The organism is Brevibacillus sp. FSL L8-0520, from assembly GCF_037963895.1.
In the GTDB taxonomy this organism is placed as follows: domain Bacteria; phylum Bacillota; class Bacilli; order Brevibacillales; family Brevibacillaceae; genus Brevibacillus; species Brevibacillus borstelensis.
The window spans coordinates 2,841,133-2,864,448 of the sequence record NZ_CP150171.1 but is presented as its reverse complement, the minus strand read 5'-3'; the positions used below and the strand labels follow the sequence as shown (position 1 = coordinate 2,864,448).

At 51.7% G+C, this 23,316-nt stretch carries 23 protein-coding genes; 18 read left to right on the top strand and 5 right to left on the bottom strand.

The genetic code is table 11. The features are described 5' to 3' along the window. Positions 1-171 precede the first annotated feature (171 nt). The 8 genes from dacB to NSQ24_RS14195 all read left to right on the top strand — a co-directional run bounded on the left by dacB (position 172) and on the right by NSQ24_RS14195 (position 8,916). On the top strand, positions 172-3,069 hold the full coding sequence (gene dacB / locus NSQ24_RS14230; RefSeq protein ID WP_339166060.1) for a D-alanyl-D-alanine carboxypeptidase/D-alanyl-D-alanine-endopeptidase: 2,898 nt from the start codon (positions 172-174) through the stop codon (positions 3,067-3,069). A gap of 112 nt (positions 3,070-3,181) precedes the next feature. After that, positions 3,182-4,276, top strand: a complete 1,095-nt coding sequence (locus NSQ24_RS14225; RefSeq protein WP_327956624.1) for an Ldh family oxidoreductase — start codon at positions 3,182-3,184, stop codon at positions 4,274-4,276. 58 nt (positions 4,277-4,334) lie between these two features. Continuing rightward, on the top strand, positions 4,335-4,727 hold the full coding sequence (gene panD, locus NSQ24_RS14220; RefSeq protein WP_003390483.1) for an aspartate 1-decarboxylase: 393 nt from the start codon (positions 4,335-4,337) through the stop codon (positions 4,725-4,727). Beyond that, positions 4,724-5,452, top strand: coding sequence for a YheC/YheD family protein (locus NSQ24_RS14215; RefSeq protein WP_227277719.1), 729 nt, complete (start codon positions 4,724-4,726; stop codon positions 5,450-5,452). The genes panD and NSQ24_RS14215 overlap by 4 nt, the downstream gene beginning before the upstream one ends. A 159-nt stretch (positions 5,453-5,611) precedes the next feature. Then, positions 5,612-6,394 carry an IclR family transcriptional regulator gene (locus NSQ24_RS14210; RefSeq protein WP_003390480.1) on the top strand — a complete coding sequence of 261 codons (783 nt, stop codon included), beginning with the start codon at positions 5,612-5,614 and terminating at the stop codon, positions 6,392-6,394. Next, positions 6,391-7,128: a 5-oxoprolinase subunit PxpB gene (gene pxpB, locus NSQ24_RS14205; RefSeq protein ID WP_003390479.1), complete on the top strand. Its 738-nt coding sequence runs from the start codon at positions 6,391-6,393 to the stop codon at positions 7,126-7,128. The genes NSQ24_RS14210 and pxpB overlap by 4 nt, the downstream gene beginning before the upstream one ends. After that, entirely contained in the window at positions 7,125-8,132 is a 1,008-nt protein-coding gene (locus NSQ24_RS14200; protein WP_003390478.1) for a biotin-dependent carboxyltransferase family protein, read from the top strand. Before pxpB ends, NSQ24_RS14200 begins: the two co-directional genes overlap by 4 nt. A 13-nt stretch (positions 8,133-8,145) precedes the next feature. After that, on the top strand, positions 8,146-8,916 hold the full coding sequence (locus NSQ24_RS14195; RefSeq protein ID WP_003390477.1) for a 5-oxoprolinase subunit PxpA: 771 nt from the start codon (positions 8,146-8,148) through the stop codon (positions 8,914-8,916). Here the strand turns inward: NSQ24_RS14195 and NSQ24_RS14190 are convergent. Further along, complete coding sequence (locus NSQ24_RS14190) at positions 8,913-10,151, bottom strand: MFS transporter (protein ID WP_339166056.1); 1,239 nt, start codon at positions 10,149-10,151, stop codon at positions 8,913-8,915. The genes NSQ24_RS14195 and NSQ24_RS14190 overlap by 4 nt on opposite strands. A 65-nt stretch (positions 10,152-10,216) precedes the next feature. Next, positions 10,217-10,408 carry a hypothetical protein gene (locus NSQ24_RS14185; protein WP_031933067.1) on the bottom strand — a complete coding sequence of 64 codons (192 nt, stop codon included), beginning with the start codon at positions 10,406-10,408 and terminating at the stop codon, positions 10,217-10,219. A gap of 282 nt (positions 10,409-10,690) precedes the next feature. Between NSQ24_RS14185 and brnQ the strand changes: the two genes are divergently transcribed. From brnQ to NSQ24_RS14155, 6 genes are all read left to right on the top strand, one after another. Beyond that, entirely contained in the window at positions 10,691-12,001 is a 1,311-nt protein-coding gene (gene brnQ, locus NSQ24_RS14180; RefSeq protein ID WP_339166054.1) for a branched-chain amino acid transport system II carrier protein, read from the top strand. 70 nt (positions 12,002-12,071) lie between these two features. Next, a complete protein-coding gene (locus NSQ24_RS14175) occupies positions 12,072-12,452 on the top strand; it encodes a hypothetical protein (protein ID WP_024983621.1) in 381 nt (126 codons plus the stop codon). 254 nt (positions 12,453-12,706) lie between these two features. Then, on the top strand, positions 12,707-13,891 hold the full coding sequence (locus tag NSQ24_RS14170) for a DUF418 domain-containing protein (protein WP_339166052.1): 1,185 nt from the start codon (positions 12,707-12,709) through the stop codon (positions 13,889-13,891). A gap of 209 nt (positions 13,892-14,100) precedes the next feature. Next, complete coding sequence (locus tag NSQ24_RS14165; RefSeq protein ID WP_339166050.1) at positions 14,101-15,279, top strand: acyltransferase; 1,179 nt, start codon at positions 14,101-14,103, stop codon at positions 15,277-15,279. A 169-nt stretch (positions 15,280-15,448) separates the two neighbouring features. Then, complete coding sequence (locus tag NSQ24_RS14160) at positions 15,449-16,336, top strand: DMT family transporter (protein WP_339166048.1); 888 nt, start codon at positions 15,449-15,451, stop codon at positions 16,334-16,336. Positions 16,337-16,624: 288 nt separating this feature from the next. Next, the gene (locus NSQ24_RS14155; protein WP_003390465.1) at positions 16,625-17,329 is read left to right on the top strand and encodes a membrane protein; all 705 of its coding nucleotides are present in this window, start codon (positions 16,625-16,627) and stop codon (positions 17,327-17,329) included. 153 nt (positions 17,330-17,482) lie between these two features. Here NSQ24_RS14155 and NSQ24_RS14150 read toward each other — a convergent pair whose 3' ends face one another. After that, positions 17,483-18,778 carry an aminotransferase class I/II-fold pyridoxal phosphate-dependent enzyme gene (locus NSQ24_RS14150; protein ID WP_003390464.1) on the bottom strand — a complete coding sequence of 432 codons (1,296 nt, stop codon included), beginning with the start codon at positions 18,776-18,778 and terminating at the stop codon, positions 17,483-17,485. Between the two features lie 167 nt (positions 18,779-18,945). Here NSQ24_RS14150 and def point away from each other — a divergent pair, with 167 nt between their 5' ends. The 3 genes from def to NSQ24_RS14135 all read left to right on the top strand — a co-directional run bounded on the left by def (position 18,946) and on the right by NSQ24_RS14135 (position 20,772). Then, positions 18,946-19,470 (top strand): peptide deformylase, encoded by a 525-nt coding sequence (gene def / locus NSQ24_RS14145; RefSeq protein WP_003390463.1) that lies wholly within the window; start codon positions 18,946-18,948, stop codon positions 19,468-19,470. Positions 19,471-19,522: 52 nt separating this feature from the next. Continuing rightward, positions 19,523-20,548, top strand: coding sequence for a homoserine dehydrogenase (locus NSQ24_RS14140; RefSeq protein WP_339166047.1), 1,026 nt, complete (start codon positions 19,523-19,525; stop codon positions 20,546-20,548). 80 nt (positions 20,549-20,628) lie between these two features. Then, the gene (locus NSQ24_RS14135) at positions 20,629-20,772 is read left to right on the top strand and encodes a hypothetical protein (RefSeq protein WP_170208386.1); all 144 of its coding nucleotides are present in this window, start codon (positions 20,629-20,631) and stop codon (positions 20,770-20,772) included. 101 nt (positions 20,773-20,873) lie between these two features. Here the strand turns inward: NSQ24_RS14135 and NSQ24_RS14130 are convergent, their stop codons facing one another. After that, the gene (locus NSQ24_RS14130) at positions 20,874-21,476 is read right to left on the bottom strand and encodes a TetR/AcrR family transcriptional regulator (protein ID WP_227277713.1); all 603 of its coding nucleotides are present in this window, start codon (positions 21,474-21,476) and stop codon (positions 20,874-20,876) included. Between the two features lie 214 nt (positions 21,477-21,690). On the opposite strand from NSQ24_RS14130, the gene NSQ24_RS14125 reads away from it, so the two are divergent. Then, complete coding sequence (locus NSQ24_RS14125; RefSeq protein ID WP_003390460.1) at positions 21,691-22,440, top strand: glucose 1-dehydrogenase; 750 nt, start codon at positions 21,691-21,693, stop codon at positions 22,438-22,440. Positions 22,441-22,604: 164 nt separating this feature from the next. On the opposite strand, the gene NSQ24_RS14120 is transcribed toward NSQ24_RS14125, so the two are convergent. Beyond that, positions 22,605-23,309 (bottom strand): CAP domain-containing protein, encoded by a 705-nt coding sequence (locus NSQ24_RS14120; RefSeq protein WP_339166046.1) that lies wholly within the window; start codon positions 23,307-23,309, stop codon positions 22,605-22,607. Positions 23,310-23,316: the final 7 nt, after the last annotated feature.

The following is a 23,316-nucleotide window of genomic DNA, read 5'->3' as shown; positions in this document are numbered from 1 at the left end:
TTTTTAGTATGATCGACAAGCCAGCCCTTATTCTGGAGAAAAAGAAAAAACGGGGCTTCTTTCATACATATTATTGTGGTAATATTCCGAAAATGGATGCAAAGTGATAAGATAATGGGGACTGCTTCTAGAATCGGCACCATGGCAACAGAATAGGACAAGGAGGGTATTATGAAACGACTGCTCAAACGCACTGGCTGCTGGATTATGCTCATGCTGCTCGTCTTTCAGTTGGCAGCGGTTCCCGCCCTGGCTCAGGACACGACAGGTACCTCGGAAGCGCTTGCGGCAAATATCGAGCAGGCGATATCCGAGCTGGACAAAGACCCCAACAGCATCGGCTTGCACGCGGGAATAGCGGTATATGATTTGACAGATGAAAAAGTTTTGTACGGGCATAACGCGGACAGAACGTATGTGCCTGCCTCCAACATGAAGCTGTTTACCACTATTGCCGGTTTAGACAAGCTGGGACCGGATTATCAGTGGAAAACAGAGGTGTACGCCACAGGTAAGGTAAGTGGCGGCGGGGTTTTAAACGGAGATTTGATCCTGAAGGGCTTCGGTGATCCCAGTCTCACTGTCGCAGATCTGCAAGCCATCGCGGCTGCCCTGAAAGAAAAAGGGATCAAGCAGGTAAACGGAAAATTGCTGGTGGATGAAAGCTATTTTGACCCGACTCGGCTTGGCTACGGCTGGATGTGGGATGATGAGGTGTATGGGTACAGCGCCCAGCTAAGCGCCTTGGCAGTACATAAAAACATGCTGACGATCACGGTGGAGCCAGGGAAAAAAGCGGGAGACACGCCGGTCCTCACCATGGAGCCAGCCACCGAGTATGTGCAGGTCGTAAATCAATTGCAGACGGTTGCCGGCAAGGACAGTGATATTTCCGTCCAGCGTCCGCGCGGCAAAAACACGATCATCTTCAGCGGAACGATTGGTGTAGAGGCAGCTCCTTATCAAGAGGATGTCACGATGGAGGACCCTGCCCTGTACGTTGCGGACATTTGGAAGCAGCGTTTGACCGCGAGCGGCATCAAGCTTCACCCGCAGGCAAGCGTGGAGAAAACGACGCTTTCCACTGGCACTCCTTTGTATACGCATCTGTCCAAGCCTTTCTCCGAGATTTTGGTGGAGCTAAACAAGGACAGCGACAATTTTTATGCCGAAATGCTCCTCAAGACACTTGGAGCAACAGAAAAGGGGGAGGGATCGGCGGAAGCGGGAAGCGAGGTGGTCGCGGACGTATTGAAACGAGCCGGTGTCGAGGCCGGGTATGTGCAAAAGGACGGCTCCGGACTTTCCCGTTTTAACTGGATCACGGCAAATCAAATGGTGAAATTGCTTACGTTTGTGCAGGATCAGGAATACAGGGATGCACTGGAGAAGTCACTGCCAATAGCAGGTGTCGACGGAACCTTGAAAAATCGCTTGAAAGGCACACCGGCAGAAAAGATGGTCATCGCGAAAACGGGCTCCATGGGCGGCGTAAACAGCTTGTCCGGATACGCCACTGCGAAAAATGGAAACAAGCTCGCTTTCTCCATCTTGATCAACGGGATTTACAAATCCAAATATGCGCGGGATTTGCAGGACAAGGTAGCGGTACTGCTGGCCTCCTATCCGGACATCAAGGCTCCTGACGGGTACAAACCGGCAGTGCCTGACGCCTACAAGCTTTCCGCATTGCTTGACCCGATCGCCGAGGAAGCGGATGCATCCGGGATTACTGCAGGGATTGTCGTCAAGGCTTTGGATCAGGAGCAGGGGGAAGCGATCTGGTATGAGCACGAGGCAGACACGCTGTTGACCCCGGCTTCCAATCTCAAGCTGCTGACGACAGCGACAGCACTGGCACAGCTTGGCAAAGACTATCAGTTCAAAACAGAAATGTACGGATCCACTCCGCTTCCGAAAAACGGGGTGTACCAAGGCGATCTCTACCTCAAGGGCTACGGCGATCCGACTCTTCATACAGAAGACAATCTGAAGGTGCAAGAGGGCGTATCGATGGAGGAAATCGCTGCCTGGCTGAAGGAACAGGGAATCAAACGGATCAACGGCAATCTCATTCTCGACGAGAGATACTTTGATCAAGAGCGCCTTGGCCTTGGCTGGTCGTGGGACGATGAAAGCTACTACTACAATCCGCTGTTGGGTGCGTTGGCATTGAACCGCGGAACAGTCATGATCGAATTCCAGCCAGCCGTTCGCGCGGGTGACCCGGTACCGATCAACCTGCTGCCCAAAACGAAGTATGCAAATGTGATAAACGAGGCAAAAACGGTGAACTCCGGTCAGGAAAACACCTTTGCCATCGAAAGGGACCGCGGGACCAACACGATCCGGGTGACGGGCAATCTTCCTTTGGGGACGGCTCCCGATTACGAGCGCGTTCCTGTTGAAGATCCGGCATTGTATGCAGGGACTGTGCTTCGAGAGACACTCGAAAACGCGGGAATCTCCTTCTCGGGGAACAGCACGGTCAGCGTCGGAACAGTGCCCCAACAGGCAGTCAAATGGACCGAGTTCACTTCCGAGCCGTTATCGGAGATCGTTTCCTATCTGAACAAGAAGAGCGACAACTTTTATGCGGAAATGCTGTTGAAGACACTGGGAGCGGTGAAACGGGGGGAAGGAAGCTCGTCAGCAGGCGTGGAGGTCGTACAGGAGACTCTTTCGACATTGGGGGTTGAAACGAACTTTGACATGGTTGACGGCTCCGGTTTGACACGCTACAATCTGATCTCCGCCCGCCATATCGCAGATGTTCTGGAGGGGATGACGAAGCATGCTGCCTATCAGGAATACCTCGACTCTCTCCCGATAGCCGGCGTAGATGGTACGCTGAAAAATCGGATGAAGGGAACGGCCGCCGAAAACAATGCCCGTGCAAAAACGGGAACACTGACTGGAGTGAGCAGTCTGTCCGGCTATGTCCAAACGAAGGACGGACAAAAGCTCGTCTTCTCCATCGTGATAAACGGATACGCACCCAAGAGCGAGTATATGACGGCGATCCAGGATCGGATCGTGTCAGCACTTGCCTCCTATGAGGACAAATAAGCTCCAAACCAGCCCGTTCATGGGCTGGTTTTTTGCTGTTTCGCAAATAGGCCTATGCCGTGCCGGGCTGCTTTCGGTTGTCATATCTATATTCAGACTGGGCAGGGCCAGAATGAAACCGATGCAAAGAGAGGGCGTGGGAGTGGTGTGTCCGAATCGATACGATTGGAAACGGTTAGAGCAGTTTGCAACAGCGATTTTTGTTCGGGCGGGAGTTTCCACGCGGGATGCGGAGACTGTCGCCCGTTCGCTCGTCCACGCCGACCTGCGCGGTGTCCACTCTCACGGACTTGCGCGCATGCCTGTTTATGTGGAACGGATTTCAGCCGGATTGATCGATTTCAGCAAGGCTCCCGTCATTTTGAGAAAAGCGGGGGCCACGGCTGTCGTCGACGGAATGAACCATTTGGGAGCGGTTGTCGGAGAGGCCGCTTTGCAGACAGCTATCGAAATAGCCGGGAAGAATGGAACGGCCATCGTCGGGGTCAGGTGTTCCAACCACTTTGGAGCCTGTTCTTACTATGCTGAACAAGCGATTCAAAAAGGGATGATTCTCTTCGTCATGTCCAACGCTCCACAGACGATGGCTCCGACTGGAGGAATTCGCCCTTTTTTTGGCTCCAATCCGATTGCAGCAGGCATTCCGGCGGGTTCAGCCCCTCCATTCCTGCTCGATATGGCGACAACGGTAGCTGCTCGCGGGAAAATTGCTCTGGCGCGGAAAAAGGGCGAAGCCATTCCCAAGGGCTGGGCGATCGATGAACGTGGACGGGATACGACAGACCCGGCAGAGGCCTTGCGCGGAGCGCTTCTTCCCATCGGTGGCGCCAAGGGTTATGGCATCGCCATGTTCGTTGATATTTTATGCGGCCTTTTGGCGGGGGCGGGATATGGTCCGGGTGTGCACAGCTTGTACGATAACGATGAGCATCCGCAAAATGTAGGGCATTTTTTTTGGGCCCTTCAAATTGAGAGCTTCATGCCGCTGCCCCTCTTTCAACAAAGGATGGATCAGTATATTCAGCAGATCAAAGCGGAGCCCAAGGCGGAAGGAAGAGAGGAGATTCTGATTCCCGGCGAATGGGAGTGGCGAACGGCAAAAGAAAGGCAGGTCAGCGGAGTTCCGCTCCCCGACACAGTCGTTTGTGAGCTTGCGGCGCTTGGCAGTACATGGGGTGTCGAGCTGGAAGACGCACGCATCCAATAACAAGGACAAAAGGTCCCTCATAGACTGGTGTCAGTGGTGTTTGGAAAGGAGATGCCGGATGCAAAGACATATGTGCAAAGGAAAGATTCATAGGGCAACCGTTACACAGGCAGAGCTTGATTATGTCGGGAGCATTACGATTGACAGCTTGCTCATGAAGGAAGCAAACATCCTGCCTTACGAGATCGTGCAAATCACGAGCCTACGCAACGCTACCCGCTGGAAAACCTACGCACTCCCTGCACCTGAAGGCTCCGGGAAAATATGCCTGAACGGTCCGCCTGCCCATTTATTTCAGCCGGGGGACATTGTCATCATACTGAGCATGGGCATGTATACGGAAGAAGAAGCCAGCCAGCTAATTCCTCGTGTCGTGTTTGTCGATTCGGAAAATCGCATTACCAGGATCGAGGAACATCATCTTATTACGAATGGAGAGAATGCCACATAAAAGCGCCGAATGTTGGAAAATGGAGCAAACACCTGGTGATGAGACAGGATGAGCGTCTGTGGGAATTCCTCCCAGATACGGTCCTGTTTGAACCGGAGGCCCTTTGGAGGCATTTGGAAAAATATCGATCTGTCATATTAAAGCCTTCAGGTGGCGGCGGTGGAGCTGGGATAATCAAGGTTACATCTCTGGGCGATTCTCGTTACCAGGTTCATGCCGGAAACGGGCGCAGGGTTGTCAAAGGGGAGGAGGCAACGGTCAAGTATGTACGTTCCTTGTTCAGGCCGAAGCCATACTTGATCCAGCCGTATCTTCGCCTGGGGAGGATCAACGGACGTCCCTTTGATATAAGGGTGATGATCCAACGAACCAAAGGAAGGCCCTGGGTCGTGACCGGGTTTCTCGCCAAGCTGGCAGGCCCGGGATTTATCGTCACAAACATCGCCCGAAGCAGAGGCAAAGTTTTGCCGCTGACGGTCGCTCTCGCCCAATCAAATGTCGATGTGTCCCCGGATTTGTTAGAGGAGATCAAATACGTGGCCCAGATGACTGGCGAATGCTTGGGAAAAAAATACCCCACTCTCAGGAAAGTTGGGCTCGACTTGGGGATTGATACAACTGGGAAACCGTGGATCATCGAAGCGAACTTTCGACCGTCGCTGTCGCTGTTCCGAAAGCTTCCAGACCTCCGGGCCTATCGACGAATCGTCAAGTTCAGCAGGTAGAAGCCGACCACTTGTCACTGCCACGGACAAGTGGTCGGCCTCTTTATTTAAGAAATAAACAGAACATTCAAGATTGTCATTTTAAAGAGGTCTTGGTTATAATGAGGAGTACATACAAAAACGGAATGCAATTCCGATATTCGGAACGGAGAGATCGCTTTGTCCGAAACCAATAAAACGGTTCTGAAAGCACTAGAGCTGCTTCAATTGTTTCTTGATCACCCACAGTTGACGCTGCAGGAGGCAGTCCATCTGTCCGGACAGCCCAAAACCTCTGTATACCGGATGCTGATGTCTCTGGAAGAGGGAGGCCTGCTGAAGCGGACGGATGTGGGAGCGTATGAATTGGGACTTGGGTTTCTGCAATACGGACAAGCTGTTTCAGAACGGATGGATATCCGCCGGGAAGCCCTGCCTGTCATGGTACGGTTAAACGAAGAAATTGGCGAAGCCGTCAACCTGATTATCCGGGACGGCGAAGAAGCAACTTATGTGGAAAAGGTAGACACCAAAGAGCCGATCCGGGTATACACAGCGATCGGACGGCGGGCTCCGCTGTACGCAGGGGCCTGTCCCCGAGTTCTGCTCGCTTTTTTGCCCGACGAAGAGCAGGAAAAATACTTGTCGCGTGTAAAGCTGCAGCCGGTCGCGGATTGTACGATTACCGACATCGACGTGCTTCGCCGTGTGCTGTCTGAGTCAAGGCAAAACGGTTATACTGTCAGCCACTCCGAACTGTACAACGATACGTCAGCGGTAGCCGCACCGATTTACGACCATAGCGGCAGTGTGATCGCAGGGATCAGTATTGTCGGGCCGACCAGCCGGTACAAGGAAGGACAGATACAGCTGTTGGCCCAAAAAGTAATCGAAGCCGCACAAGCCATATCAAGGAAGCTGGGCTGGAATGACAGAAGGTGCGGGAGGGGAGCCATGCAATGAAAGATATTCAAATGGAACCGATGGGAGATCAAGCCCTCATCATTCGCTTTGGCACAGTGATTGACCGGACAACTCACGAAAAGGTGAGACAATTTGCCGCATGGCTGGACCAGCATCCTGTTCCGGGAATGGTCGAATACATCCCTGCTTTTACGACCGTGACAATCTTTTACGATCCGGTATCGCTTTACGAACAGCGAAAAACGGATTTCTCCGCGAACGAACCGATCATTTCACCGTATGAAAAGCTGCGTTTGTTCCTCGAAGCCGCCTTGAAGCAATTATCGGATCAGCCGCCTGCCGCCGGAAATACCGTGGAGATACCTGTTCTCTACGGAGGTGAAATGGGTCCCGATCTTTCCGAGGTAGCCGCTTATCACCAGATGAGCGAGGAAGAAGTGATCCGGATTCATTCGGAGGGAGACTATCATGTATTCATGATCGGTTTTGCTCCGGGCTTCCCTTATATCGGCGGGTTGTCGGAAAAAATCGCTACCCCGCGCAAGACGAGCCCGCGGCTAAAAATCCCGAAAGGCTCGGTCGGCATCGCAGGCGAACAAACGGGAGTTTACTCGCTGGAAACGCCGGGAGGCTGGCAGATAATCGGGCGGACACCGATAAGCTTGTTCCGTCCGGAGCACAATCCCCCGAGTTATTTGAAGGCAGGAGATCGCGTGCGCTTTGTTCCGATCACGGCAGAAGAGTACGAAGCGTATAAGGAGGGGGAGGCATGAGTCTCAGAGTGATTCGTCCCGGACTGCTTACCACGGTGCAGGATGGAGGGAGAGTCGGCTTTCAGAAGCATGGCGTGATCGTCGGGGGCGTAATGGACACGTTTGCACACAGGATGGCAAATTTGCTGGTTGGCAATGAAGGGTCAGAGGCCACCTTGGAGATGACGATGAAGGGCGATACGTGGGAAGTGACAGAAGATACGCTGCTCGCGATTTGCGGAGCAGACATGAAAGCGATTGCTGACGGCCAACCGCTGCCGCGATGGAAGCCTGTATGGGTCAAGGCTGGGACGGTCATACAGTTTGGCGTCAGCCAGCACGGGGCCAGAACATATGTAGCGATAGCAGGAGGCTTTCAAATCCCGCTCGTAATGAACAGCCGGTCTACGTATGTCAGAGCAGGAATAGGCGGTTATGAAGGGCGGGCATTGCAAAAGGGAGACGAACTGAAAGCAGATAAGCCCGGACCGCAAGCCAAGAAGCTGTACGATTTTTTGCGAAAACAAGCCCGGGTGGCTTCCTTTTATGCGCCGGATTGGGGGATTGCCTCGGAACTCATGCCCCGCTACCACGAGCAGCCTATCGTCCGCGTCGTGAAAGGGAATCAATTTGACTGGTTTACCAGGGAGAGCCGGGAAGCGTTTTTCCAGCAAGCTTATCGCGTAAGTCCCCAATCGGATCGCATGGGCTATCGCCTGGATGGTCCCCTTCTGGAGCGGATTGACAAGAGCAGAGAGCTCGTTTCCGAAGCAGTTACGTTCGGTACTGTGCAGGTTCCGGCTGAAGGCAATCCGATCGTTCTGTTGGCAGACAGGCAAACGACCGGGGGCTACCCCAAGATTGCCCAGATTATCAGTGTCGATCTGCCGTTGATCGTTCAAACAAAGCCCGGGGATGCGATCCGTTTCCGGGAGGTTGGCCATCAGGAGGCCGAGCGGCTTTTGATTGAGCGGGAACAGCTAATCCGCCAGGCGCGGCTGGGCATGCAACTGAAATATGAGTAGGAGGCTGGAGGAAATGACGTTTCGCATTGACTTGAACTGTGACATGGGAGAGGGCTTCGGCGCGTATAGCATCGGGAACGATGAGCAGATCTTGCCCTACATCACTTCGGCCAATATCGCTTGCGGCTTTCATGCCGGCGATCCGGCAACCATGCGAAAAACCGTGATAGCAGCGCTGGACAAAAAGGTGGCGGTAGGGGCCCATCCCGGTTTGCCGGATCTGATCGGCTTTGGCAGAAGGAATATGTCCATTACTCCTGCAGAAGCTTATGAGTACGTTGTCTATCAAGTCGGCGCCCTGGAGGCATTTATCCGTGCAGAAGGCGGTAGCATGCAGCATGTAAAGCCGCACGGCGCACTGTACAATATGGCTGCCGTCGATCCGGAGCTGGCAGAGGCGATCGCGGAAGCAGTCTACCGGGTCAATCCCGAGCTGTTTTTGGTCGGACTGGCGGGAAGCCATCTCATCGAAAAAGGTCTCCAAGCGGGATTGCGCGTAAAAAATGAAGTGTTTGCCGACCGGACGTACCAGCACGATGGAACCCTCACTCCCCGGTCGCAGCCGGATGCGCTCATCACAGATGAAGAAAAGGCGGTTTCCCAGGTGATCCGGATGATCAAAGAAGGGAAGGTAGCCACGAGACAAGCCGTGGACAAAGAAATCGTTGCGGAAACCGTCTGTATACATGGGGACGGCCAGCATGCCGTGGAATTTGCAAAGCGCATCCGTGCGACTCTGGAAGAATCGGGCATCGCGGTCATGGCAATGGGCCTCGAGACTTAGCAGCCTTCCTGCAAATGTCTTTCTTCCGTTTTGCTTTCCGCGTAATAGGCTTGTTTGGATTTCTTGAACACATTCAGCAGCAAAACAACGGAAAGAACGACGGATATATAAGAAAAGAGCAGGGACACCGATTGCAGGTCGAACGTTTCGGAGGCGATGCCTAAAAGAAATGTGCATACAATCTGGACAATGCTTTGAAACATCCCTGCCAAGCTGCCGAATCGTCCCATCATGTCTGCCGGAACGTTGTTTTGGTAAAACGTTTGATAGCCTGCATTTGCAAAAGACATAAAAAAACCTAAAATCAAAAAGCTGATCGCGGCAGTCAAAAAGCTGAAGGACCCGTAAAACATGGTGTAGCCGATCGTGGTGAGCAGCATGCCGACGGCTAAGTACGCTTGCAGCGAAAATTTTTTCGTTGTAGCTGTGGCTGTTATCGCTCCTGCAATCGAACCAACGCCAGCGATGCTCACGATCACACCATACAGCTTGTCGGTTAAGGACAATTGCTGCTTCAGAAAGGTGACCTCCTGAGAATCAAGGGCAAACGCAATCATCATGGCCATCTGGAAAAGCAGATAAATCCGCAAGAAATAACGATCATGCAAAACAAACGCTTGAACGATACGCCAGTCATTTACGATCATGTTCCATGAAAGAGGCTGGCGTCGTTGCAAAGCCTCGTCGGAAACATCAGGCAGAAGGGCAATCAAAGCCGCACAAAAAAAGAACGTAATGCCGTTTATGAAAATGCACAAACTCGTTCCTGTGGTAGCAATCAGGACTCCGGCAATGGCGGGCCCGATGAGGAAGGCGCCGGCATTCAGCATGCTCATGATTGAGTTAAAACGCCTGCGCTCTTCGGGTGTAACCAGCTTTGTCACGTAATACGTCGAGCTTGGGCCAAAGAAGGAGCCCGCCACATTCGCAATGAACAGAATGGCGTAAACAACCCAAACAGAGGACAGCAATGGAATCAAAAGAACGAGAGCGCCCCGAGCCACATCCGAATAGATCATGAGCTTCCGTCTATTGACCCGATCAATCAGAGAGCCCGCCCAGAATTGAGTCAGCAGCCTTGCCACCGGTCCAACGATATATATACCTGCTACCGCTGCAGCTGAACCCGTCATGTCCAAGATGAAAATATTCAAGGCAACCAAATAAATCCAATTGTCCAAATAAGATACACCAATACCGCAAAGCAACAACGAATAGGTCCGCCAATTCCCCATACATCCACCCTGTTTCAAAATCTCCAAAAGCAAAGTCCTCAGGCTGACTGTCTTTTGGGTAAAGCCTAAGGAGCGAACGTGTCCCCCAAATTCGGCAATGTCTTGTAAATAGCCATGCCGATCAGAAACAGCACGAGCAGCTTCAGGATTGTGGCAGTGAGGATGCTTTCAACATGACGCTCAATGCTGCTCTCTACCACGATGTAAACGACCACCGCAATACATGCAAGCAAGAAAAATCCGATAATAGGCCACATTCCAGCATATCACCCCGGATACGTCATGTTGGGCTGCAATCGAAAGGCTTTCTATAAGGATAACAGAACTGGATACAATTGGAAGCTGGTGATTCCTCTTTGGACGGGAAGGGACGAGTATGGAGATGCGATCTGCTCCTGGTACCTTTCCTTTATGAAAGTTCAAAATATAGTGAAACAGCATACTTTATTTAACATTACGAATACCTCCCTGTCACTAGATTCGCTTTGAAAAAGCTGATACAATCCCTCCATTACAGCTAGGAGGGAACAACCGAAAAGATGAATGCGCTGTCCAAAAAAGAAATCGTCCTCATAAGTCTCATGTTGTTTTCCATGTTTTTTGGTGCGGGCAACCTCATCTTTCCGCCATTTCTGGGTCAGTCTGCCGGTGATCAGGTAGGGCTTTCTCTTGCCGGCTTTATTTTGTCAGCAGTCGGACTGCCGATTCTGGGCGTGGCAGCCATCGCCAAGGCGGGGAGCTTTTACGAGTTGGCCAAACGGGTTCACCCTGCTTTTGCAAGCTTGTTTCCACTGCTTATTTACGTCTCGATTGGACCGGGACTGGCCATTCCGCGGGCGGGAAGTCTGGCTTATGAGATGGGCATGCTGCCTTTTTTGCCGCAAACCGCAGCGACACAGCCCGTGGGACTTGCCCTGTATACCCTTGTATTTTTCGGGCTGGTCTTTTGGTTTAGTCTGTCTCCGTCCAAACTGGTTGACCGGTTTGGCAAGCTGATGACACCAGCGCTCTTGATTCTGCTCTCGTTGATCTTCGTAAAAAGTCTCTTTGGTCCAAAAGGGGGGCTTGTGCAAGCGGAAGGGGCGTACGCTGCTCACCCTGTGATGCAAGGCTTTCTCGACGGATATTTGACGATGGACGCACTGGCGGCGCTTGCCTTCGGCATTGTCGTATCCAATACGCTTCGGTCCAAGGGAGTCACAGAGCCTGGCCGGCTGTCCGGTTACATGATGGCCGCAGGCACGGGGGCGGGAATTTTGCTGGCCGTCATCTATTTGATGCTGGGTGCTATCGGCTCTACTCACGCATTTTTGGGCAAGGCAGAGAACGGCGCACAGCTTCTGACCAATGTGATGGGGCATTTATTTGGCTCCTCCGGCATTCTCCTGCTTGGGGTCATCTTTACGGTCGCTTGTCTCTGCGTTTCCATTGGACTCGTGACCTCGTGCAGCCAGTACTTTTCCGGGCTGTTTCCGCGCATTTCCTATCGCGGGTGGGTTGGCCTGCTCTGTATCGTGAGCATGCTGATCGCGAACATGGGGTTGACGCTGATCCTGAAGATTTCAGTGCCGATTCTGGGCGTCATCTATCCGGTCGCGATTGTGTTGATCCTCTTCGCGCTTGCCGAACCGCTGCTTTCTCCGCGATCTCATCTGTATGTAACGGCAGTCGGACTCGTTGTAGTCTACGGGCTTCTCGATCTGGTCAATACGATGCTTTTGCCGCGCAGTATGGACTTCTTGCTGGCCAGCCTTCCCCTGTATTCGGAGGGAGCCGGTTGGGTGGTGCCTGCATTTGTCGGCAGCATTCTCGGTTTCGGAGTAGATCTGCTGCGCAAGCGGGCTTATTGAAAATGACTTGTGCTCCCAATCCTTCCTTGTTAAGATGGAGAAAATATTGACTCAATTTGGAAGTGATTGGATGTACAGGAAAAAGGCAATCCTCCCTGCAGCGCTTTTGCTTTTTCTCACCGGCTGCGAGGAGAAGCCGCCTTTTACAGTTTCGGTCGGGCAAGAATCGGTTGAGCCGCAGCATCGGATAGAAGTAAATGAATGGCTGAAGCGTTTGGATCGCTCATCCGATGCGGTGCAGATGTATGACATGGAAGGGTATATATACTATTCTGTAAAGGGGTACAAGGATGTCTCTGTATCCTATATTTTCGAGGAAAGTCGCGGCAATACGAAAAGGACGCTGAAAACGACCTTTATCCGGGGAAATGATACGGATACGCTGTTTGTCAAAGTGAAGTACGATGCCAAAAAATGCTGTGATCTGAAAGTGATCGATGAACAGCCATAATGGCACGACGGGTGTGGTTGGAACATGAGGATGCAAGGAACCGAACCGAGATATCGGCAATTGTTAGTTGAATAAGCCCCGTTTGTTGAATAATCCCGTTTCCTTTATGAGGAGGCGGGGTTTTTGCTTGCTTGCATAGGCGGTACGAGAAGATGCGGAGATTGTGGAAGAAAATAGTTCGTTACTTTTTACTTGGATCAGTCGTATTAAACAATGGGGGATTATGGAAGTGCACGAGAGAAAGGTTGAGATGCATGCAAACAACACCTACCCCATTGACCGAGAGAATCAATGAACTGGATGTCATCAGGGGATTTGCGCTCTTCGGGATTTTTTTGGTGAATATGCCGGGATACATGCAGCCGGAGCTTTTTCTCAGCATGCAGCGCATTCCCGAACACGCAGGCGCCGTTGATTTGTGGCTGCGGATGATGCTGGACATGCTTGTTCAGACCAAGTTTTACACGATCTTCTCTTTTTTGTTCGGCGCAGGGTTCTACCTCTTCATGAGCCGCCTGGAGCAAAAAGGGGTGCCGGTTGGCAGCAAGTATTTCAGGCGGTTGACCGTGTTGTTTTTGTTTGGCATCGTACACTTGTTGTTCTGGTTCGGGGATATTTCGCACACGTATGCGTTGGCTGGCATCCTGCTCTATTTGTTCTACAAAAGGCGGGAGGTTGTCATCAAAAGATGGGCGATCGCGTTGCTCGCTCTTTTACAGATACCGATGGGACTGGCGCTGCTCATCCCCGATGACGGACACGCAACAGGCGCCCAAGAGGAGCATCTGGCCAGACAAGCGGTCGACGCCTATCAAAACGGGAGCTTGGGGGAGTGGCTCTCCTTTCGCTGGAACTATGAATTCCCGGTGCTCTTTCAAAATGAATGGCTGATGATTCTGACCGTATTGCCGCTCTTTTTATTTGGACTGTATGTCGCCAAAAAAGGGGTGTTTCACCAGCTCGGCCAATACGAATCGGCAATCAGACGATACTGGGTGATTTCGCTTTTGACCGGATTTCCGCTGGCAGTGCTGATTCCCTTGGTTCACTTTGGGATCGTCCCGATTCCGGGTTCGCTGGAAATGACTCGTCTTGTGCTGATTCAGTGGAGCGGATTGGCTCTGTGCGTTTTTTACCTCACATCGATTTTGCTGATGATGAGAAAAGAACAAGGCAGCGAAAGGCTTGCCTTCCTGGCACCTGTGGGGCGAATGGCGCTGACCAATTACATCGCCCAAACTGTGCTTTGCATAAGTACCGTCAAGCTTTTTCACTTATACGGTTCAACCCCGCTCTGGGTTGGCTTCATGCTGTGTCTGCTGATTTTCCCGATTCAGGTGGCGTGGAGCAAATGGTGGCTATCGCGTTATCGTTACGGACCGCTGGAATGGGTATGGCGAAGCCTGACTTACGGGTCTGTTCAGCAGTTAAAAAAGTGAGAAGACAAGGACTTTGGAGGAAATGTATGAGACCAGATACTTTGATGGCGATCATTGCCGTCTCCATTCTAACGACCGGCTATTGGGCCTTGTGCAAATGGTTGCAATCGCGCTAGCGTAAACATTCCTATTGCCTCTTGCCAAGCTGACAGGTAAGATGGTGAGTGTTGTTTTCCATGTCTATGGCGGAAAGGTATGACGTTTAAAAAATGGCCCGAAAAGAACGAATCGTCGAATTGGATTATGTCCGATCATTTGCTTTTTTGGCTGTCGTGTATCAGCATGTCATCGGCGTATACATTCGCAAGCCGGGAGTTGGGGAAGAGACGGCGTTTCTTTTTGGGATGTTGTTTCATCTGTTGAAATTTGCGGTTCCTGCATTCGTATTCGTCACGGGACTCGTGCTGTTTTACAACTATTACGACCGCTTGCAGTATCCGCGGTTTATACAAAAGAGGTTTACGGAGATCGTGGTGCCTTACGCGGTCTGGTCGATCGTCTATATGGCGATGCATCACGACCTGACTGGATTCAATCCGGAGACGCTGTGGCTGGTGCTGAAAAAATGGATGACAGGAACCGCTTCCTATCATCTGTGGTTTGTCGTGATGATTTTCCAGTTTTATCTCTTATACCCGATCCTGCTAAAGCTGTTCAAGTGGACAAGACATGCTGTACGGGGAAGAGCGGGCAGGACGTTTGCCGTTGGAGCTGCTGCTCTTGCCTACGCCGCTCTGATGTGGTTCTCCGTCCGCTATATCCCGGCTCATTCGTTTCGGTTTGATCTGGCCTGGCTCGATGCTTACTTGATCAAATACCGGGATCGCAACTTTCTGTATTACTCTTTTTATTTTTTCATGGGCGGTCTGGCTGCACTGGCATTGCCGCAGTTTCGCGTCTTTTTGCAGAAAAGGTGGCTGTGGCTGTTCGCCGCTTTTGGTGTCACCTACGCCTATATCGGGTATGAGCTGGTCAAACATTCGGCCGGCCCGATTGTCAATTTGAATGTGGCAACCTCGCTGAAGCCTTCGATGTTTCTCTATACCGTAGCCCAGCTCCTCGTTGTCTACCTCGTAGCCGTGTGGGTGGGCAAGTCGGGTTCGCAATGGAAAAAATGGCTGACGATGCTTGGGCATTATTCATATGGCGCTTATCTCATCCACGCGCTCGTCCTGACGTATGTGATGAAATTGCTCAATCACTGGGAGTGGACGGCAAGCGGGATCGGGGGCAGTCTGATCGCGTTTGTTCTCTGTTCTGCGTTTTCCTTCGGGTTGTCTTACGGCTTGGCTAAATTGCCTTTTGGCGCTTTGCTCGTGGGAGCTGCCGAGAAGAAGAAAAACAGCTTGGCTCCATCGACACCGAAGGAGTATAAACAAGCGATATGAAGGCTTTCAATTGCAACAAACACGGCTTCCCTTGATTATCAAAGGGGAGCTTTTTTTGTGCGGAAATGTTCCGAATTTTCGTAATCAAAGCAGGAGTTAAACGGGCAAAAATGGTATATGTTATGTCAAGATAGATAAAGGGGTGGAGCGTACAGGATGATCGCTTCCTATGTGCAGTTGGCATTATCCGATGGCATTTGTCGGCATTAATATTTCGGTGGGAAAAGCCATCGTCGAGCACGTACCTGTTTTCTTGTTTTCGGAATTTCGCTTTATCCTTGCCGTGATTATTCTCCTTCCTTTGCTGTCCATGCGTGGAGAGTGGAAAAGCTCGTGGCGGAAAGAAGAGGGGAAGACGCTGTTCTGGCAGTCTTTCTTTGGGGTGTTTTTATTTAGCATTTGCATGCTTTACGGGGTGCAGTGGACTACAGCCACTTCGGCAGGCATCATTACGAGCACCGTACCGGCTTGCATCGCTTTGTTTTCTTTTCTGCTCCTCAAGGAAAAAATACGCTCACATCAACTGGTCTCCATTTTATTTTCGGTTGTGGGCATCGGCTTCATTACCTTTACGGGCGGAGCGGCAAGCGTGGGCTGGGGCGCCATGTTTGGAAATCTCCTCGTATTTTTGGCCGTCATCTCGGAGGCCCTCTTTACGATCTTTGCCAAAAGGCTGTCGGAGAGTGTGACCCCCTTTCAGATGACGGCGGCGATCAATGTGATCAGTCTGATTTTGTTCCTCCCATTTGCGATTCCCGATCTGATCAAGACGGATTTGACTGCTGTACCGTTCCAGATCTGGCTGCTGATGATCTACTATGCCGTCACCGCAAGCGTCCTTTCTTTCGTCCTCTGGTACAGAGGCGTAGCGAAGGTGGCTGCTTCTACAGCCGGCTTGTTCACCGGCTTTATGCCGGTCAGCGCTGCGCTCGTGTCCGTTCTCTTTTTGGGTGAACAGTTCACGTGGGCTCACGGAATGGGCATGCTGTTTGTACTCGGGGCAGTTGTGGCTGGCACCAGAAGCGTCGAGGATCAGAAAGTGAGGGTGGAAAGGTAGCGCCAGCGGCCTGGAGATGGAGTTGTGAAGGTCGAGTCGAGGCGCAGAGAAGGCAACCAGCCAGGCTCACCAGAGCTTTCGAAAGATTCCAAACAAACTCGTCCAGAACCCACTGCAAATAATTTTTTACGGAAAGTCTGCGATTTCGCATCGCAGGCTTTTTTGGGGGCGATGTTTCACCGGCCTTGACAAAATAAGGCTCCACAAATATAATTATCTAGGTAATTAATTTGTAAAATACGTTATAAATAGAGAACATTTTTGCTAACAGGAGAGGAGCATATACTGTTGAAAAGAGAGAAAACAGCAAAGGGGAAACTTCCGTTGTTTGCGGCCAAGCTGGTTCTGTTTTTACTCGGTTTGGTCGTTTTGTCGATGGGCGCCGTCAGTATGATGAAAGCGGCATTAGGCGCATCTTCTTGGGATGTCCTGCATATCGGCCTGTCGGGTTTGACCGGCTTGTCAGTCGGTTTATGGGTACAGATCGTTGGTATTCTGATGGTCGGAATCGCATGTATTCTGGATCGGCGTTTGCCGCAGATCGGGAGCGTCGCCAACATTTTGTTGATCGGCTTTTTTGTCAACATCTTCCTTGCGAGCAGCATCATTCCGGTTGTGACAGCGCAGTGGGCGCGGTTTGTCGAATTGGTTGTCGGGATTGTTCTGATGGGTATCGGGTCGGGGATGTATGTCGCGTCCCGCTTGGGAGCCGGTCCGCGGGATGGAATCACGCTGTCGCTCGTCCGTATCACCGGCCGATCTGTCCGCCTGGTCCGTACCTGCTTGGAAGGGACGGCGCTCTTTTTGGGCTGGATCGCGGGTGGACCGATATCGTTCGGCACATTCTTGTCAGTATTTCTGGTCGGCCCTGTGATGCAGGCATCTCTTCGCTTTTGGACAGTCCAAGTCCGACGTTGGGAGCGCAGGCTGTTGCCTGCTGTCGACATGGATCAGCTTGAGCAGCCCGCGCAAATGGCTGAAAGAGTATCGTAACAGGAGAGTCGACGTGATTTGGCAAGAACTCTCGATTTATTTCGCAGTTGGAGGATGGCAGAAGAGCTTGATTTCTGTTCGAACCTGCATATCTGGAGCGACACGAAAAAAAGCGTCTTGGATGAGCATCCAAAACGCTTTTTTCTGTTTCCATTACCCTTGCAAATCGAGAACTCCTTGGTAAATCAGGGAGAACAGTTCGTCGATGTCTTCTTCTTCAATACAAGAGAAGGCAATGCGCAAGTCGGTCTTGCCCAAAGCGATCGTACCGACACCATATTTCTCAAGCAAATGGGTACGCAATGTTTCCGCATCTACATTCTTGAGCTTGAGACACATAAAGTATCCCGAGTTGAAAGGATAGTACGTCCACACGTCATCAAATTTGCCGCTGTCAAGCAACTGCTTGACCCGGTTGGCGCGACGTTTCATGATCTCGAACTTTTCTTGCTTTTCTTGGTTGAAAGTCGGTGAATTCAATGCGTGCAGGATAAAGGTTTGGGACGGGTGCGGTCCGCTGGAAATCGTCGCGCGGATCATTCCGAGCGTTTTCTGCTCCAGGGCAGCCAGCAGGGCATCGCTTTTTCCGCCGTAGGTGATAAAGCCTACACGGAAACCCCAGACGTATTCTTCCTTGGTCGCGCCGTCCACCTTGATCGGCAGAATTCGCGGATGCAGGTCGCAGAGCGCGCCGAACAGAGACTCCTGCAAGGAATCTTCAAAGAACAGACTGAAGTAGGCGTCATCGGTTACTGCGACGATGTTGATTCCCGCCTCGGCACCAGCCTTCAGCGCTTTGAGAATTTCTTCGGCTTCCTTTTGCCCAGGCGTATATCCGGTCGGGTTGTTCGGGAAGTTGAGGACGACGATCGCTTTGCCCTTCTCTTTTTGTGCCAGGATCGCATCCTTGAGACCTTCCGCGTTGAAAGTCATTTCATCGTTATAAAGCGGATAATAGACCATTTCCGCCCCGCGGCGAATGGAGAATGTCAATTCGTAGTTCTCCCAGTTTTTGTCGGGGATAATGACGCTGTCTCCCGGTCCTGCGTACAAGTCCGCCACGACACTCAGACCGTGCGTCAATGCATTCGTCACGATCGGATTGCTGAAGGTTTTATTTTCCAGAGAAGGATGCTCCTCCAGCATTTTTTTCCTCCAGGCGGCGCGCAGCTCCGGCTTGCCGGCAGGGGGAGCGTACTCGTAAAGGTCTTTTGGTGCATAAGCGGACAACGTGTCCTGGATCGATTTCAAATGCATCGGCTGGCCGTTTTCCAATGCAATCCCGATCGTGGCGTTGTACTTTTTGGCCTTTGATTTCGCTTCGGCAGATTGACTGAGGATGCCTTCCTTCGGGAAGTAAATCAGTCGGCCCAATTCAGAGAGCATGTCGAAAAAGTGCGGATTTTCACGTTGAATTGTCTCGTTGAGCTGAGATGCAAGTGGATGCATGGTTTCCTCCCTCTTCGTTTCCATCAACTTCATGTTTACCATTTAAGATAGCGTATATAAGCGTATTTGTCGATGAAAAAACAGGCGTTCAGCAAAGCGTTTGACGAAAGGGGACCGCTTTGTTACGTTGGATACAAATTGACTCGTTGTCGGGGAGGAGAAGCGAGATGGCTGAACGGATGATCGTGCAGCTGGGGGATCCGATTCTAAGGGAACGATCCAGGCCGGTGAGCCCGATTACGCAAAATGTGTGCAACATTCTGGATGACATGGCGGACACCATCTACGCGACCGAGGGAAGAGCAGGTCTTTCTGCGATTCAGATCGGGATACCCAAGCAGCTGGTCGTCATGGATTGCGGAACCGGCCTGATCGAACTGATCAATCCGGTAATCGTGGACAGCCGGGGTGAGCAAAAAGGAACCGAAGCCTGCCTGTCCATTCCCGGTGTCGTTGGCATAGTCACGCGGGCCCAATATGTAAAAGTAAAGACGCTAACGCGTGCGGGAGAAGAGGTCGTACTGGAGGCAGAAGGATTTTTGGCCCGGTGCGTGCAGCATGAAATCGACCATTTGCATGGCATCCTCTATATCGACTATGTAAATGAGCTGTACGATGACCGGAAAGGCAAAAAGCTGAAGCCGGCAGACGCCAATCCCATCCTCGCTCATCGGCGTCGTTTGCCGCGTTGATTCGGCCGCAGACAGCGAATCTAGTACGGTACACAGCAAGGAGGAACTCGCAATGAAACGATACGACGTGGTCGTCTCTGGATTTGGCTCGGTAGGCAGACAAGTCGCAAGATTGCTTCACGAGCGCAAGGAAAGATACCGGATGGTCTACGATGCCGATGTCAGGCTTGTCGGCGTCATGCGTTCGACCGCTGGCTGCTACGCGGATGAAGGACTGGCACTCGAACAAGTCCAGGCGTTTTCCGCAGAGAAAAGTATGGGAGATAAAAAGAAAACGGGAGCCGACTTCCTGGCAGCATGTCCATTTGACATCCTGATCGAAGCGGGTCCTTCTGATATTGTCACTGGCGGCATGGCCCTCTCCTACATGAGAACCGCCCTGTCCCGCGGCAAGCATGTCATCGCGATCTCCAAAGGGGCGCTGATAGCAGATTACCAGGGGCTCCATGAGGCGGCCAGACGACATGGGGCCATGCTCAAAGTAAGCGGAGCAACGGCTGCAGCTTTGCCGACGGTTGATTTGCTCCAGTTCAATTTGGCCGGTTGTGAAGTGGCGCTGATCGAAGGAATATTTACCGGAACAGCCAATTTTGTGCTGAGTGCAATGATGGAAGAAGGCATCTCCATGGAGGAGGCGATTATCCGCGCCCAGCAGATGGGGATTGCCGAGCCTGATCCGCGCTTTGATCTCGAAGGCTGGGACACGGCCTGCAAGCTGACAATTATGGCCAATGCAGCTTTTCATGCAGGCATTCGCCTGTCGGATGTGGCACGGAAGGGCATCCAAGGCATCACACCGGAGCTAGTGCAGAAGTGGAAAGCAGACGGTCTTGTCCCCAAGCTGGTAGGCAGTCTGCGCAAAGTCGACGACACTCTCCAGGCCGCTGTGGACGTGCAGCTATTGTCCGAGACTCACCTGTTCGCCCAAGTCCGCGGGACGACCAAAGCGATTCGTCTGGAAACGGACACAATGGGGGAGCTGTTGGTGGGGGGAGGAAAATCCGACCCGGTGGCAGCCGCAGCTGCAGCCCTGAAAGACCTGGAGCACATCCTTCAGGCAAACCGGGCAAAAGGCTGAACGAATCCCTGAAGAACGAATAGCTTCACATCCCGGGTGCGTATACTAGGCACAGGTCGCACTCAGTGAGGAGGCTTCCCATGGACCAACAACAAAACAATGACAAAGATGTCAGTGTAGAGTTGCAGCAGGTGGGGGCATACCCGACCAAACAGACAATGCATGAAAAAGAGGTACCTTTGCTAGAGGAGCAGAAGTGTGACTGCTGTTCCACAGAGAGCTAAGAGCGTCGAAGCGAAGAGAACGCTTTGACGAGAACCTCTTGAATGTGAAAAGCCGGAGTGGTACCGTTCCGGCTTTTTGCTATTTCCCGCCCCGAAAGGGCTCACGCAAACGGAGACAGCTCATACGGCCCCTTGATCGCAAGCCTCATCAATTGCAGCGCCATGAAGCGGGGAGAATAGCTCATGCCGCCCTCCAGCCACCACATGATGACTCCTAAAAAGGCAGAGGCGGTATAGCGGACAATAATCTCTCGCTGTGCCGTGAGCTTGGTGTCATCGGGCTGGAATTCGTCCAGGCCTTGGGAGATGTAATCGGTGATGACTTCGATCAGGCGATCAGCGAGTGGTGCCTGGTGATGGGACAGCATTACCTTGTAAAAGGTCGCATGGCGTGCAATCTGTTCAAACAGGCAGACGAACACGGGGTGCGGTTGATCTACGTGCAAGTCTGCTTTTTTCGCATGTTTGGTCGTTTCGCGCAGACTGTCCACCAGCTCCGAGAGGACTTCTTCTGTGCTTTGCCACATCAAATCCTGTTTGTCTCGATAGTGGAGGTAAAAGGTGGCCCTATTCAAAGTGGCACGCTCGGTAATGTCCTGTACGGTGATGGCCTCATACCCTTTTTCCTGTATGAGCGAGGTAAACGCGTCCTGAATGAGCTGGCGTGTCCTCCTGACCCGCGGATCAATCTTCTTCGGTTTCATCGACATTCTTCCCATCCTTGTTGAACTTTTTCTATGTGATCCACACAACGTTGATCTTCTGTTGATTTATCGTCACTTCGGCGTTTTGTGTTGTTTGCCCATATAAGAAGGGCATTGATATAATTATTTACGACACAGTGTCGATAAAGCAACTAGTTGTTTAAAATTTTTTTGAATTTCTTTTTCAGAAATGAAAAAGCGGGAGGATACGACTATGGGTCGTCTAACAGGAAAAGTCGCCATCATTACAGGTGCGGCAAGCGGTATGGGGGCACAAACAGCTCGTCTGTTTGCCCAGGAAGGCGCGAAAGTAATCGCGACGGACATGTCCGAAGACAAGCTGCAAGAAGTGGTGAATGAAATCAAGGCGGACGGCGGGGAAGCCATCGGGGTCAAACACAACGTCGTTTCCGAGGACGAATGGAAAAACGTCATCGCACAAGGTCTGGAGGCATTTGGCAACATTCACGTCCTGGTAAACAATGCGGGTATCAGTACAGATGCTACGATTGAGCAATTTACGATGGAAAACTGGAACAAGGTGATGGATGTAAACCTGACCGGCTGCGTGCTGGGAATGACGCTGGTTTACCCTGAGATGAAAAAGGCTGGAAGCGGTTCCATCATCAACATTTCGTCTATCGCAGGACTAGTTGCTCTGAACTTTACGAATGGTTACACCGCTTCCAAAGGGGCGTTGAGAGCTCTTACGAAAGCAGCAGCTGTCGAATGCGCGAAGGATTCCGTCCGCGTGAACTCCATTCACCCGGGCATTATCGAAACACCAATGACGCAAATGATCACGGCTCCAGAGGTTCGGGGCATTTTTCAGGCGCAAACGCCGCTGCCTCGTCTCGGCAAACCCGAGGATATCGCTTATGGTGCACTTTATCTCGCTTCGGACGAGTCTTCGTTTGTGAGCGGCCTTGAAATGGTCATCGACGGCGGCTGGTGCGCTCGTTAATGAGCCTCTGATCCGGGTGTCGCCATTTTCTCCTTTGATCACAAAAGCCTAGATCGATACCATGCCCACCAGCTTCAGGTGGGCTTTTTTTGCAAGCAGGGAAAAAACCGAAAAAACCGAGTCACTCTGTTGAGCAACTCGGTTCTTCTCTGCAGCCATCAAGGTTATCCGGTAAATTCTTGTACCCAGTAACCATTTTGGTAGCCTACGCCGATTTTCGTGAAATTCGGGTTCATGATGTTTTTGCGGTGACCGTCACTGTTCATCCATTGCTGCATCACTTCTTCAGCGCTGCGCTGACCCATGGCGATGTTTTCGCCGGCAGTCATGTACGATACGCCAAAGCGCTTCATCATGTCAAATGGAGAACCGTAGGTAGGGCTGTTGTGATCAAAGTAGTTGTTTTGATCCATGTCAGCCGCTTTTGCCAATGCTACCTTTTCCAATGCAGCATCGTAAGCAAGCGGAGCCAGACCAGCTTTTGCACGCTCTTGGTTTACCAGATTTTCCACTTCGCGAGCAAACTGGGAGGAAGCGTTGACAGTGTTGCTTGCCGGAGCTTTAGCCGGTTGTTGAACTGGCTTTTGTACCGGCTTTTGCACCGGCTGCTGAACCGGTTTTTGTACCGGCTGTTGCATCGGAAGCTCTACCCATTGCATAGAGTTGGATGGAAATGCCCAGTTCCATTGGTTCCATTGGTTCGATGGTTGGGATTGTTGCGAAGGTTGGGAATTCATGAAATATGGGAGCCATTGCCCTTGATTAACAACATTTTTTACCGGGCATGTGGCAGCAAATGCTGAAGTGGACATCGAAGTAACAGCCAATCCCAAAGCAATAGCGATGATAGACTTGCCGAATGGTTTCATGTTCTCA

Bases quoted from the DNA above. Each gene is read 5' to 3' on its own strand.
- NSQ24_RS14190 (WP_339166056.1), bottom strand. From the start codon at position 10,151: ATGGGGAATTGGCGGACCTATTCGTTGTTGCTTTGCGGTATTGGTGTA.
- NSQ24_RS14125 (WP_003390460.1), top strand. From the start codon at position 21,691: ATGGGTCGTCTAACAGGAAAAGTCGCCATCATTACAGGTGCGGCAAGC.
- NSQ24_RS14200 (WP_003390478.1), top strand. From the start codon at position 7,125: ATGAGTCTCAGAGTGATTCGTCCCGGACTGCTTACCACGGTGCAGGAT.
- NSQ24_RS14140 (WP_339166047.1), top strand. From the start codon at position 19,523: ATGAAACGATACGACGTGGTCGTCTCTGGATTTGGCTCGGTAGGCAGA.
- dacB (WP_339166060.1), top strand. From the start codon at position 172: ATGAAACGACTGCTCAAACGCACTGGCTGCTGGATTATGCTCATGCTG.
- panD (WP_003390483.1), top strand. From the start codon at position 4,335: ATGCAAAGACATATGTGCAAAGGAAAGATTCATAGGGCAACCGTTACA.
- NSQ24_RS14160 (WP_339166048.1), top strand. From the start codon at position 15,449: ATGTGCAGTTGGCATTATCCGATGGCATTTGTCGGCATTAATATTTCG.
- NSQ24_RS14150 (WP_003390464.1), bottom strand. From the start codon at position 18,778: ATGCATCCACTTGCATCTCAGCTCAACGAGACAATTCAACGTGAAAAT.
- NSQ24_RS14170 (WP_339166052.1), top strand. From the start codon at position 12,707: ATGCAAACAACACCTACCCCATTGACCGAGAGAATCAATGAACTGGAT.
- NSQ24_RS14225 (WP_327956624.1), top strand. From the start codon at position 3,182: ATGAAACCGATGCAAAGAGAGGGCGTGGGAGTGGTGTGTCCGAATCGA.
- NSQ24_RS14165 (WP_339166050.1), top strand. From the start codon at position 14,101: ATGGCCCGAAAAGAACGAATCGTCGAATTGGATTATGTCCGATCATTT.
- brnQ (WP_339166054.1), top strand. From the start codon at position 10,691: ATGAATGCGCTGTCCAAAAAAGAAATCGTCCTCATAAGTCTCATGTTG.
- NSQ24_RS14130 (WP_227277713.1), bottom strand. From the start codon at position 21,476: ATGAAACCGAAGAAGATTGATCCGCGGGTCAGGAGGACACGCCAGCTC.
- pxpB (WP_003390479.1), top strand. From the start codon at position 6,391: ATGAAAGATATTCAAATGGAACCGATGGGAGATCAAGCCCTCATCATT.
- NSQ24_RS14185 (WP_031933067.1), bottom strand. From the start codon at position 10,408: ATGTGGCCTATTATCGGATTTTTCTTGCTTGCATGTATTGCGGTGGTC.
- NSQ24_RS14175 (WP_024983621.1), top strand. From the start codon at position 12,072: ATGTACAGGAAAAAGGCAATCCTCCCTGCAGCGCTTTTGCTTTTTCTC.
- NSQ24_RS14120 (WP_339166046.1), bottom strand. From the start codon at position 23,309: ATGAAACCATTCGGCAAGTCTATCATCGCTATTGCTTTGGGATTGGCT.
- NSQ24_RS14135 (WP_170208386.1), top strand. From the start codon at position 20,629: ATGGACCAACAACAAAACAATGACAAAGATGTCAGTGTAGAGTTGCAG.
- NSQ24_RS14195 (WP_003390477.1), top strand. From the start codon at position 8,146: ATGACGTTTCGCATTGACTTGAACTGTGACATGGGAGAGGGCTTCGGC.
- def (WP_003390463.1), top strand. From the start codon at position 18,946: ATGGCTGAACGGATGATCGTGCAGCTGGGGGATCCGATTCTAAGGGAA.